8 protein-coding genes are annotated in these 12,857 nt (G+C 60.7%); 5 read left to right on the forward strand and 3 right to left on the reverse strand.

Features of this window, described 5'->3' with window-relative positions; all coding sequences use genetic code 11:
• Positions 1–77: 77 nt before the first annotated feature.
• Together KT71_RS12110 and hrpA are read right to left on the reverse strand one after the other, a co-directional pair.
• Positions 78–869: an MlaA family lipoprotein gene (locus tag KT71_RS12110; RefSeq protein WP_238549417.1), complete on the reverse strand. Its 792-nt coding sequence runs from the start codon at positions 867–869 to the stop codon at positions 78–80.
• A 290-nt stretch (positions 870–1,159) separates the two neighbouring features.
• Positions 1,160–4,939: an ATP-dependent RNA helicase HrpA gene (gene hrpA / locus KT71_RS12115; protein ID WP_023659710.1), complete on the reverse strand. Its 3,780-nt coding sequence runs from the start codon at positions 4,937–4,939 to the stop codon at positions 1,160–1,162.
• 121 nt (positions 4,940–5,060) lie between these two features.
• On the opposite strand from hrpA, the gene KT71_RS12120 reads away from it, so the two are divergent.
• Positions 5,061–5,483, forward strand: a complete 423-nt coding sequence (locus KT71_RS12120; RefSeq protein WP_023659711.1) for a MaoC family dehydratase — start codon at positions 5,061–5,063, stop codon at positions 5,481–5,483.
• A gap of 24 nt (positions 5,484–5,507) precedes the next feature.
• Here KT71_RS12120 and KT71_RS12125 read toward each other — a convergent pair whose 3' ends face one another.
• Positions 5,508–6,017, reverse strand: a complete 510-nt coding sequence (locus KT71_RS12125; RefSeq protein WP_008295095.1) for a hypothetical protein — start codon at positions 6,015–6,017, stop codon at positions 5,508–5,510.
• Between the two features lie 151 nt (positions 6,018–6,168).
• Between KT71_RS12125 and KT71_RS12130 the strand changes: the two genes are divergently transcribed.
• Genes KT71_RS12130 through KT71_RS12145 form a run of 4 tightly spaced genes read left to right on the forward strand, consistent with a single transcriptional unit; the run spans position 6,169 to position 12,830 of the window.
• Positions 6,169–6,975 carry a hypothetical protein gene (locus KT71_RS12130; RefSeq protein WP_152025227.1) on the forward strand — a complete coding sequence of 269 codons (807 nt, stop codon included), beginning with the start codon at positions 6,169–6,171 and terminating at the stop codon, positions 6,973–6,975.
• Positions 6,972–9,035: a bifunctional tRNA (5-methylaminomethyl-2-thiouridine)(34)-methyltransferase MnmC2/FAD-dependent 5-carboxymethylaminomethyl-2-thiouridine(34) oxidoreductase MnmC1 gene (gene mnmC / locus KT71_RS12135; protein ID WP_008295093.1), complete on the forward strand. Its 2,064-nt coding sequence runs from the start codon at positions 6,972–6,974 to the stop codon at positions 9,033–9,035. The genes KT71_RS12130 and mnmC overlap by 4 nt, the downstream gene beginning before the upstream one ends.
• Positions 9,032–9,832, forward strand: a complete 801-nt coding sequence (locus tag KT71_RS12140) for a glutaminyl-peptide cyclotransferase (RefSeq protein ID WP_008295092.1) — start codon at positions 9,032–9,034, stop codon at positions 9,830–9,832. The genes mnmC and KT71_RS12140 overlap by 4 nt, the downstream gene beginning before the upstream one ends.
• 52 nt (positions 9,833–9,884) lie before the next feature.
• Positions 9,885–12,830, forward strand: a complete 2,946-nt coding sequence (locus tag KT71_RS12145) for an insulinase family protein (RefSeq protein WP_008295091.1) — start codon at positions 9,885–9,887, stop codon at positions 12,828–12,830.
• The last annotated feature ends 27 nt before the right edge of the window (positions 12,831–12,857 follow it).

The raw sequence follows: 12,857 nt of genomic DNA on the forward strand, positions 1-12,857 counted from the left end.
GCCCAGGCAACCGGAGCGCCCCGCTTTGAGGAAGAATTCACAACTTTGAAGGGATAACGTAGCCGAGGGGCTAAAACTTAGAACTCCTGGTCCCAGCCATCCTCAAAATCCGCGAAATCGTCCTGAATTTCGCCGTCATTAACAAAAGCGGCGCGCTGCTGAAGATAGGCATCGCGGACAAAGATGTAGCGATCACCGGAAATCAGCTCGTCGGAGCCCAAGAGCCTGGCCCGCCCATGGACCAGCTCCAGTCCCCAGATGCTGTTGCGCACGGCGCGATCATCAATGTAGGGCGGAACCGACAGTGCAAAGGTGTCTACCAGCGTACCGGTTCCGCTGCGGAAGGTACGCGGGCCAAACAGCGGCAGCATCAGGTAGGGCCCCTCGGGAACCCCCCAAAGGGCCAGGGTCTGGCCAAAATCCGTGCGGTAGGATCGGATACCCATGGGCGTAGCTACGTCAAATAGTCCCGCCAGTCCCAGGGTGGAGTTCACCAGAAAACGTCCGCCACTCTGCGCAGCGCCATCCCAACGCCACTGCAATACGGCATTGAAGGTACTGGTGACATCGTAAAGGTTTGCATAGAAATTACTGACACCACGCTGCGCAGGTGCAGGCATGATGTAGTCATAGCCCTTCGCAAGGGGGCGCAGCGCCCAGCGATCCAGCACGTCATTGACGACAAAGAGCGGGCGGTTTATCGCTTCCAGAGGGTCATCATTGGCCTCGAGCCCGGGGGCCAGAAACACAGCAATACTCAGCAGGAACCCCGTGGCCATGTGGCGCCACCAGGACTCCACCCTCGCGGAATCAGAGGACGAAAACGCGCGCACAGTCGCACCCACGGACACCGCAGGATCAGCCGACACCAGTTTTATGCCTTGTTCCCTGATACTCGATAATCTCTCAACAAAGAAAGCCCCATTATACGGCGTAACAGCGCAGACCGATTGTTTCCGGCCCGTCACTTTTCGTCGCCTGTCTCTCGCCAAAGTAACGCTAATACCCCTCTCTGTAGTAAACGCTTGGGAGCGGTCCCGCATTCCACACAGATCATTCATTAGGACTGCCGTCGCGGCGCGGAGTTTCTTCCGGGGCCGATGTTTATCCGGCATTATTCACGCATCTGCTTGAACGTCTGCTCTCGATACACCTCTTTTTACTCTTCTTCCGGCAGACGCCCCAGGGTTTTCCTGCACCAGACGTCTACCCGTGTCCATTGGGCGTTCAGGCGTTTTACGGACACCGGTCGTGAGGTGCCCAGATGCTGAGCAAACAGGGAGACCCGAAGCTCCTGAAGCATCGTCTGATAGTCATACAGCGATGGTGAAAGCTGGGCAGCGCCGGGCACCTCCGCCAGCAAGGCCGCCATGGGGGCTTCCAATGCCGCGAGGGTGGCCTGATGCTCCTGATCCTTGCGGTAGTTGGCGGCCAGGCGCTCAGCCCGTACCACCATGGCCTTGGCATAGCGCGGATAATGACGCAGGGTGTCGCTGTCTTTCCCAAACAAGCCGGCACCGCTCAGAAGGTATCGCCGCTGGGAGGTCATGTCCGCTTTGGCTTCGCGATACTGGCCGGCATGGCGATGGAGCACCTGCAGGGCTTCGCCCATGGCCACCAGGGTGTTTTTCAGCTGCACTTCCAGTTCGTTGGCAACCGTGATGACATTTCGCGAAAGTTGCGCCCTGGCGTCGTCAAAGCTTTGCTTATCCCGACAGTCCTCCGATCGCAATCCTGAAGCGTTGAGCGCGAGGGTGGGCAGCACCTCGTCAAGGAGAGCCTCCCGCGACACATCGAGGGCGGCAAACAGGAGCGCCGCTTCGTTGTCCTTCAGAAAGCGTTTACGAATATCGCGAAACGCCGGCTTCAAAGATAGAATCAGCAACCGCGCCAAACCCCGCCGATGTGCCAACAACGCCTCGCCGGGATAATCGAAGAGAGCAATATCGGCGCTATCGCCCCCATCTTTGAGCGCCGGATACGCCAGAATGTCTACGCCTGCCTGACGAAAAGCGTACTCCCTGGCAAGCTCCGGAAAGTCCCAGGCAAGCAGCCCCGAGCGCGCGGGAGAGTTACCCTCCGTGGTGCTGAGCTGCCGACGGGTGGCTTCCTGGAATTCACTGATGAGGGCATCCACATCGCGCCCCTGTGCCAGCAGCTTGCCTTTTTCATCGACCACTCGAAGATTGATTCGGTAGTAGTCGTCAATCTCGGAAAGCGGCCAATCCTCCGCCACGATCCGGGGTCCCCCGACCGCTTTCAGGGCCGCCCCCAGAGCTTCCGTGAGGGGCTCGTCCGTAGGCTCCATGTGCGCCAGAGCCCGATCAACCCAGTCGGGCACGGGCACCATCTGCTTTCGCAGGGGCTTGGGCAAACCCTTTACCAGAGCCACACATTTTTCTCGAAGAATCCCCGGTACCAGCCATTGGAGACGAAATCTCGGCAGGCGGTTGAGCAAACCCAGGGGCACGGTTATGGACACGCCGTCAGCTTCTTTTCCCGGCGCGAACTGATAACTCAGGCGATAACGCTGCCCTTCCCAATCGAGAGCGTCAGGAAAGGCATCCGTCAGCGCGCCCGGATCCCGGGTCAGAAGCTGGTCCCGGCGAAGCTTAAGCAGCCTGCTGCGATCTTCGTGGTCTTTGAGCCAGGCCAGGAGGGATGTGGTGTTGGTGGCGGTTTCCGGGAGGTATTCGTCGTAAAACCGGAACAGGGTTTCTTCATCTACCAAAAGGTCGCGGCGCCTCGCCCGGGACTCAAGATCTTCGACCTCCCGCTGCAAACGCAGATTGTGCTTGAGAAACGCCGGGGGCTTTGACCAGCGTCCCGCAATAAGACCCTCACGAATCAGTATCTCGCGGCACAGTGGCGCATCAATTTTGGCGTAATGCACGGCCACCCGATCGCTGATGGTCAGACCAAAGAGCGTCGTACGCCGCCAGGCCACCACCCTGCCCTGCTCCCGCTGCCACCGGGGTTCGTAATACTGGTGTTTGAGCAGCGCGGGATTCACCTGCATAAGCCATTGGGGCTCGATAGCGGCGGCGCTGCGGGCATAGACCCGCTGCGTCTCGACTATCTCCCCCGCCACCAGCCATTTGGGGGGCTTGCGATAGACCACCGATCCGGGAAACAGCTGCAAGCGCCGGTTCCGGGCCGCCAGGTATTCCCGGCGCTCGTCCTGCTGCGCAATATTGCCCAACAGCCCCGTGAGCAATGCTCGATGCACGCCCGCATAATCCGTCTCCTCGGACAAGGCCAGCGCGGGCTTGAGGCCCTGACTCCGACAGGCGATGCTGATTTGCCGATGCACGTCGCGCCACTCCCGCATGCGCAGCCAGGACAGATACTCCTTCTTGCAAAGCTTTCGAAGCTTGTTCTCACTCAATTCCTGACGCTGCTCTTCGTAGTAGCGCCAGAGATTTACCAGGCTCATAAAATCCGAGCGGGGATCGGCAAAACGGGCGTGGGCCTGGTCCGCCTGGGACTGGCGGTCCGCGGGACGCTCCCGTGGGTCCTGAATGGACAGCGCGCTGGCAATGACCAACATCTCCGGGAGCACGGAGAACTCCTGCGCGGCAAGCACCATGCGCGAAAGCGCGGGATCAATAGGAAACGCCGCCATGCGCCGCCCGAGGCGCGTCAGCTGTTCCTTGGAATTGACCGCACCTAACTCATCAAGCAGCCTGTAACCATCCCGAATAAGACGACTGTCCGGCGGCTCAAGAAAAGGAAAGCGGGCAATATTTCCAAGGCCCAGCTGGAGCATCTGAAGCACGACCGCGGCGAGGTTACTGCGCTTGATTTCCGGGTCGGTGAATTCCGGTCGATTGAGATAGTCCTCTTCCGTATAGAGACGCAGACAGACACCCGGCCCCACACGGCCGCAGCGACCCCGGCGTTGATCTGCACTGGCTCGGGAGATGGGTTCAATGGGCAGACGCTGCACCCGGGTGCGGTAGGAATAGCGGCTGATCCTCGCCTCACCGGGATCGATGACAAAGCGAATCCCGGGCACGGTGACCGAGGTTTCTGCGACATTGGTGGACAGCACGACCCGCAAACCCCGGGCGCTACCCCGCCCGAACACCCGCGCCTGTTCCCCCTGGCTGAGCCGCGCATAAAGGGGCAGCACGTCCAGCCCCGGCGCACCTCGAAGCTGCCGCGCCACGTCGCGAATATCACGCTCCCCCGACAGAAACACGAGCATATCGCCGGGCTCGCCATGACGCCCCGCCTGCACCTCCTTTACCACGGAGGCAACCTGGCGCAGAAGGTCTTCGGCGTCGCTGCTGTCCCGGGGAAGATAGTGCGTCGTCACCGGATAGCTGCGCCCGGACACTTCGATCACCGGCGCGTCATTAAAATGCTCGGAGAAACGCGCCACATCGATGGTGGCGCTCGTGACCAGCACTTTCAGGTCGGGACGCCGCGGCAGGAGGCGTTTAAGATACCCCAGAATGAAATCAATATTGAGGCTCCTTTCATGGGCCTCATCGATAATCAGCGTGTCGTATTGGCGTAGATCGCGATCCCGCTGCATCTCGCTCAGGAGAATCCCGTCGGTCATCAGCTTCACCGCGGTACGTTCCCCCAGCTGCTCCTGAAAGCGCACCTGATAGCCCACGAGGTCACCGAGGGGCAGCCCCACCTCTTCGGCAATGCGCTGGGCAACGGTGCGGGCGGCAAGACGGCGTGGTTGGGTATGACCGATGCGCTCAACGCGACCGCGGCCCAACTCCAGACAAATCTTTGGAAGCTGAGTGGTTTTTCCCGAGCCGGTCTCTCCCGCAACAATCACCACCTGATGATCCCGCAGGGCGTCCGCTATTTCCCGGCGATGCTCCGCCACGGGGAGTTCCGGCGGATACGTCAGCGGCGGCACCTCACGAAGCACCTGCGATGTCTGCGACACTGTCGACGTCTCCGTATCAGGCATGGCAGTCCACCCCGCCCCGGAGGTACTCTTGCGCTTTTACCCGTGCGTGCCACGAATGCATGCCCTGCCTTGTCAGCACCGAGAGCCATCCCCGGCGCCGAAGGAAAAAAGAGACCTCACCATGACGACGGAAAACAGCTTTAGCTACGATGAATTGCAGGAAGGCCAGCAGTGTGAGATCAAACGCCAACTGCAGGGCAGCGATATCGATGCCTTTGCGGCTGCCAGCGGCGACCACAACCCCCTGCACACCGACGCGGACTTTGCCCGCGCCGCGGGTTTTGAGGATCGCATCGCCCACGGCATGCTCCTGGCAAGCTGGATTTCCGCCAGTCTCGCTCACTCCCTGCCGGGACGGGGCACCGTGTACCTGCGCCAGAGTCTGGAATTCCGGCAGCCAGCGCTGCCGGGCGACGCCGTGCTTATCCGACTCACGGTGGCTGAGAAAAAACGGCGGGGGCGTGTAATTATCGATTGCGAGATATGCCATGAGGACGGTCGCTGCCTCCTGCGCGGTAGCGCCGAGGTGATTGCACCCAGCTAAAAAACAGGCCTGGCGTGCGGGGTCTCAGCCTACGGCAGAGTCCGGGTCAGCCTTTGCCGTTTGTTCAAACTGCGCAGGATCAAGGTACATAAGCTGCAGTTCCACGGTAGCACCACCTTTTCCCGAATCCGCTCCGAGCACCAGCACGCTGGGTTTACCGTCTTCAGCAGTGAGCGCGGTAATACCGAACATCACGGAGTCCTCTTTTGACTCATTGGCGTAAGAGCGCAGAGACGCAGGATCCTTGATCGCCTCGGCGATGCTCGAGAGCAGCATCGTCAGTCCCGTGCGAAAACTCGTGAAATTGAGGCGTCCCTGATAGTGCTCATAATCCAGACTGAGATCAAAGCGCACCATGCTGCCGTCTTCCATGCGCAGATTGGTAAGGGCGACGACCTTTTTTTCTTCAAGGTCACGGTAGAGACTCTTGGCCTCGGTTCGACTGGGCTCAATGAGCGCCTTGTGAATCAGGTTCACGGCGACGGTGAGAAACTTGTCCGTCGGGAGACTCTTGCGTTGGGTGTTTTCTGACATGGCTTTTCCGCGGAGATGACTAACAGCCCGCGAAGTCTACCGATTGGTCCTGCACCATGCCAGCAGACCTTCGCCGGAATAGGTAAAAGCACCAAACAGCAGGCCCCCTCAGTTTGCTATGCTCCTGTTTTCCTTGGAGGATTTCAGGATCATGGTTTACGCCGCCTCCGGCACGAAGACAGACGGAGCCAGCTTGCGAAAAAACCTTCGTTTACCCGGGGCTGTTGTTGCCTCCGGAGCAAACGTGACGCCCGGGACTGGGGTTTCCTCCAGGGCGACTGCTGCGCTGACAGCCGTTGCGATTTGTCTGGCTCTCCTCGGCTCTTTTTCCACAAGGGCCCAGGAGCCAGGTGCGCCCGGCCTGTCGGACAGCGATGTGGAGCGTCTCAGAGGTCTGCTGCTTCGCCACCATAGCGGCAACGGCGAGGCTGTAAACACGGCCCCTGACCCGGAGGAGGCCACAGACGCGCTACCGGTAGACGCCTCTGCGGACGAGGCCAAATTGGCTCTCCTACTCAACGCTCCCTACTCCCGGGACAAGCTGCTCCTAAGGGCCGATGAGTGGCCGCTTCTTCGCACCGAGGTGGATACCCGTCTTTCTGACACCGCGATCGCCGAGCGTCGCAGTGACAGTCCCCTTATCGGCACCATTCAGATACGCCGGCGCGGTTCCCTCGTGGGTAGCAGTACCTACAACCTCCGTCACATCGGCAAACACCAGTTTGTCGGGCAAACGAAGCTCGGTAACGGGCTGAACGTTTTCAGTGTTTCGGATTTTCAGTGGGAACTCCAGCTACCTCCCCTGGAGGGCAGTGCAAAACACCTTCTAGTGCTTACGGCACCACCCCGTCAGGATTGGACGCTCCATCTGGTCCCGGCCAGCGTCCTTGTAGATTTGCAGAATGACAGCCCCCCATGGCTTGGAGCTGCATCAGCCGAGACAAGTGACGCCCCGTGATACGTGCCCAGGGCCCTCTCCAGGCCATGGAGCCTGCCGAGCTGGAATGGACTGAGGCCGGGGAGCCGCGATCCGTCCGTTATGGTGATTGTTACTTCAGTGCCGAAGATGGACTGGCGGAATCCCAGTATGTGTTCATTGATGGCAGTGATCTCGAGAAACGCCTGACGATCCCCTCTGCATCCCTGTTCACCATTGGGGAGCTGGGTTTTGGCACGGGGCTGAACTTTCTCCTGAGCTGGCGATGTTTTCAGCGCTTCGCCTCCCCCGGGAAACGCCTGCACTTCTGGAGCGTCGACCGTCACCCCCTGAGTCTCCCTGCCCTGGAAAAATCCCTCCGCCGCTGGCCTGAGCTTGCTGATCTTGCGGCGGAGTTGCTATCGGCCTACCCGCCTCCGCTACCGGGCGTGCATCGCCGCGTATTCGATGGCGGCCGGGTTACCCTGGACCTTATATGGGCCGAGGCCGAGGACGCCCTGGCGGAGCTTGCGGGCCTGGATGTGCCCTTGATAGACGCCTGGTATCTCGACGGCTTTGCCCCGCGGCAGAACGAATCGATGTGGACGGTGCCACTGTTCGAACATATGGTCCGCGCCAGCAAGCTGTCCGCAAGCCTGGCCACCTACAGCGCGTCGGGGCAGGTACGCCGAAGTCTTAGTCGCGTCGGCTTCAGCATGAACAAACGACCGGGCTTTGGTAAAAAACGGGAATGCCTTCAGGGATCGCTGCATGCTACCCAGAGCGACCCGCAAGCCGAGCGTTCCTCAGCACCCACCTTAACGCCCACTCTGACGCCCTGGGACCTGAGCCCGCACCCGCCTGCGAACGCAAATCAGACGGCACTGGTCATCGGTGCCGGTCTCGCCGGTGCGCATGTTGCCGCGGCCCTCGGGCGGCGGGGCATGGCCGTGACCGTGCTTGATGAAGGGGCCGCGGCCGGGGGCGGCTCCGGGAATGCGCAGGGGGTGTTGTTTACGCGGCTCTCTCACGAGCGCTCAATCCTAGGCGAGTTTTCACTGCTGGCGTTTCTGTATGCCCGGGATCTTTACCGCCGGATGTTTCAGGACGGCTTACTCCGTGAAGGCAGGGATGGTGAGCTCAACGGTTGCGTGCAGACGGACATGCCCCGGGGCGACACCTCCAGCCTCGCCGAGGCCCTCCGGGGACTGGAGGCGGTAGCCGAACCTCGGGATGTGGAAAGTGTTGAGCATCTTCTCGGTGTTCGCTCCGGCACCGCGGGCATCTGGCAACCGGGCTCCGGATGGCTTGCGCCACCCGCCGTGTGCCGCGCCCTCCTGGATCAACCGGGTATCAGCCTGCAGGAGCATTGCGGACACCTCAGCTTTCACTGTGAAAACGGCCAATGGGAGGCTCGGAATCCAGAGGGCCATCGTCAGGGGCTGGGAGATTTACTGATCCTGGCCACGGGGCCGTCGGGGAGGCGCATTGCACAGACCGGAGATCTACCTTTGCGGGTGGTGCGCGGCCAGACGACCCAGATACCCGCGCCCCGGGATCAGCCCCTGCGTACCAGCCTCTGTCACCGTGGCTATATCGCCCCGGCGGTAAATGGCGAGCATTGCATTGGAGCGACCTTCAAGCCGGGCGACGAGAGTCGCGAGCTCCGCGTAGAGGAACACCGTGACAATATTGCTGCCCTGGCGCGGGCGCTGCCGGCGTGGGAGGATCATCTGATGTCCCTTGATCCCACGCAGTTGAAGGGCCGTGCGGAGCTTCGCTGCGTATCGCCCGACTATCTCCCCCTTGCCGGCCCCCTTCCGGACATCGCTGCCTTTGAAGAGCGCTTTCGTCCTCTGCAATGGGACGCCAGCCAGCTTATTCCCCTGACCGGTGCCTACCAGCGGGGCCTGTACATGAGCACCGCCCACGGATCCCGCGGCTTGAGTTATGCAGCCCTCAGTGGCGAATTCATAGCTGCCCGAATATTTGGTGAGCCCCCCCCCCTCAGTCGCGAGTTGCAGCGGGCGCTCTCCCCCGCGAGATTCCTCATCCGCGGGCTGATTCGCGGCAAAGCGCCGGCAAAGGTGGCAGGGGCGTGAATAGCTACCTGAGAACGGTGACGGCCCGGGCGTTTGCCGGGGTGCTCGCGGCGACGATGGCCCTACCCGCCGTGGCCGCGCCGCTGATGCGCTACGGTTACGAAGTGCTGGAGCAACTCCCCCACCCCCGGGAAAATTTTGTGCAGGGTCTGCAGATTCTAGGAGATACCCTCTATGTCAGCACGGGCCAGTATGGTGAGTCCCGACTCCTGGCTTACGAATTTCCCGCCATGAAACTCAAGCAGGAGCACGCCCTCCCCCCGGCGCTCTTTGGCGAAGGGGTTACGCGGCTCGAAGATCGTATTTACCAGCTCACCTGGCGCGCGGGACAGCTTATTGAATACGACGCAGAGTCCTTTAAACCCCTGGCGACGCATCGCATCTCGACCCAGGGCTGGGGGCTTACGCACAATGGATCGGAGCTGATTTACAGCGACGGCAGCCACCAGCTGTATTTCCTGAATACTGACGATATGCGCGTAAAGCGCACCCTGGCGGTCACCCTGGGTGCTCGGCCTCTTCCCAGGCTCAACGAGCTTGAGTGGATTGAGGGCGAAATCTGGGCGAATGTCTGGCAGGCAAATCAACTGGTTCGCATTGACCCGGAGACCGGCGCGGTCCTGGGGATTGTGGATCTTCGCGGGCTCCTTGACCCCGAGGATCGGGAACCCGGCACCGATGTACTCAATGGCATCGCCTGGGATGCCGATAATCGGGCCCTCTGGGTGACGGGTAAGCGCTGGCCCTGGCTGTACCGTCTGAAACTCCGTGCCATGCCGGCCCCCGGCGGACCCTAAAGACGCGGCGCAAATCACGTTAGAATACGCGTTTTTACGAATTGGAAACGCTATGAACAGTCCGTCCAATCTTCCCATTGCTCACGATAGCTTCATTCCCCTGCGCGCGGAGCGCATCGACGCCCTGAATATCCGGGTGGAGCAGTTTGAGCACCGAGAGACCGGGGCTATTCACTATCACTTTGCCTCGGACAACACCGAAAACGTGTTTCTCGTGGCCCTGCGCACGGTTCCTGAGGACAGTCGGGGTGTGGCGCACATTCTCGAGCACACGGCCCTGTGCGGCAGCGAGCACTACCCCGTGCGCGACCCCTTCTTCATGATGCTCCGCCGATCCCTGAATACCTTCATGAATGCCTTCACCAGTGCCGACTGGACGGCTTACCCCTTTGCCAGCCAGAACCGTAAAGATTTTCGCAATCTCCTGGACGTTTATCTGGATGCGGTCTTTTTCTCCAAGCTCGACCCCCTGGATTTTGCCCAGGAAGGACACCGTGTCGAATTTGAGGAGTCCGGCAACACGGAAAGCGAGCTGGTCTACAAGGGTGTGGTTTTTAACGAGATGAAGGGCGCCATGAGCTCCGTGCCCTCGCGGCTGTGGCAGACTCTCTGTCACCACCTGTTCCCCACCAGCACTTACCACTACAACTCCGGCGGGGAACCCGAACATATCCCCGAGCTGAGCTATGATCAGCTACAGAGCTTTTACAAGAGCCATTATCATCCCAGCAACGCCACCTTCATGACCTTTGGTGATATCCCCGCGGCCGAGCATCAGGCGGTCTTCCACGAACAGGCACTGCAAAACTTCACCCGCCTGGACAAGCGCATCGTGGTCAACCCCGAGGTGCGCTACACCGAGCCCAAACGGGTGACGGAGCCCTACGCCTTTGATGAGGAAGGCAGCAGCGAGCGGCGAACCCATATCGTGATGGGCTGGTTACTGGGTGAAAGCAGCGAGCTGAAGGACCTTCTGGAGGCGCAGTTATTGTCCAGCGTACTCATGGAAAACAGCGCTTCACCTCTTCAAAAAGCCCTCGAAACCACGGAACTGGGCACGGCGCCCTCACCCCTGTGCGGACTGGAGGACTCCCTTCGAGAGCTTGTTTTCTGTTGCGGCATCGAGGGCAGCGAAGCGTCGCATGAAGAAGCGCTGGAAAAGCTGGTGCTGGATGTCATTGAGGATATTGCGACAAACGGTGTGCCCCGGGAGCAACTGGAAGCGGTATTGCATCAGCTGGAGCTCCATCAACGGGAGATCAGCGGCGACGGGATGCCCTTCGGACTGAACCTGATTCTCCAGGCTCTGGGCCCGGCCACGCACTATGCCGACCCCGTCCCCTCCATGGATCTCGAACCGGTGATTGCGCAGTTGCGGGAGCAGATTCAGAACCCAGACTATATCCGCGGTCTTGCGCGCAATTTGCTCATCGAAAACCCCCATCGCGTCACGCTGGTCATGACCCCCGATGGAACCCTGTCCGAGAAAAAACGCGAGGAGGAGCGGCAGCGGCTTGCGGCGCTCAAAAGTAGCCTCGATGCGTCGGAAAAACAGGCCATCGTCACCCAGGCGGCGGCGCTGCTGGAGCGTCAGGCGCAGGAGGATGACCCGGAGCTGCTTCCCAAGGTTACCCTCGAGGATGTGCCGGGCACATTACCCAAGCTGTCGTATCAGGAAACAAACATCGACGGCCTGCCCTTTACCCTGTACGAGCAGGGCACAAACGGACTGGTATACCAGCAGCTCAGCTGCAGTATTCCCCAGCTAAGCGCCGAGGAACTGACGCTCCTCCCGCATCTTACGGGCATGACCGCAGAGCTGGGCCTGGGCGATGCAGACTATCTTGCGACGCAACACCGGCAGTCTTCCTCCGTTGGATCCATCAGCCTGTTCACATCCATGCGCGGCAGCATTGAGGACGAGCAGGTGGCGCAGGCGAGCCTGGCGCTCTCCTCCAAGGCGCTGGCACGGAAAAGCGCCGAGCAATCAAAGCTGATGCGCGACACCTTGCTGGATCTGCGTTTTGACGAGCTACCGCGTATTCGCGAATTGGTCGCCCAGCAGAGAGCCCGTCGGGAACAGTCCATCACGGGACAGGGACATAGCCTGGCCATGCTCGCTGCCTGTGCCGGCATGAGCCCCCTGGCCATGCTCCATCATGAACTGTCGGGTATGGAGGGTATTGCGGCCTTGCGGCGCCTTGACGATTCTCTTGCCGAAACAGGGAAACTCGAGGCCTTTGCCCGGCAACTGCAGCAGCTTCACGCCAAGCTTCAGAATGCCGAGTGGGAAGCGCTCATCGTTGCAGAGCCGGGGCGCACCACTGCCCTCGCCGAAGAAGCCGCCAGCATCTGGAAAGCCCTGCCGAGCCAGAGTGATTCGAGCCTGAGCTTACCCATGCTGCGCGAAACCCGCCGGGAGTGTTGGGTAGCCAATTCTCAGGTGAGTTTTTGTGCGAAGGCTTACGCTACGGTACCCAGTGGGCATGCCGATGCGGCGGCGCTCACCGTATTATCGGGATATCTGCGCAACGGCTTCCTCCATCGTGCCATCCGCGAACAGGGCGGCGCCTACGGCGGCGGCGCGAGTCACGATGCGAGCATCGCAGCCTTTCGTTTTTATTCCTATCGGGATCCCCGCATTGAAGGGACCCTGGAAGATTTTGACGCCAGCATCGCGTGGATGGCCACGGGCGATCACAGCCCCGCCAGCCTGGAAGAAGCAATTCTCGGCGTGATCAGCACCATCGATAAGCCGGGATCCCCGGCGGGCGAAGCCAAGCAGGACTTCCACAACCGTCGCTTTGGACGCAACCACGAGCAGCGCATGGCCTTCAGACAGAGGATCCTCAACGTCACCCTCGAGGACCTTCAGCGGGTCGCGGCCGAGTATCTGGTGCCGGAGAATGCATCCATCGCCGTGGTAACGGGCAATGCGGCCCGCCGCGACAGCGAAAGCTATCTCCAGTCCCTGAATATGCGTTTTAAGGAGCTCTAAGGTCAGAGTTTCCGAGTTCCGCTAAGC

This window comes from Congregibacter litoralis KT71 (genome assembly GCF_000153125.2).
Lineage (GTDB): Bacteria > Pseudomonadota > Gammaproteobacteria > Pseudomonadales > Halieaceae > Congregibacter > Congregibacter litoralis.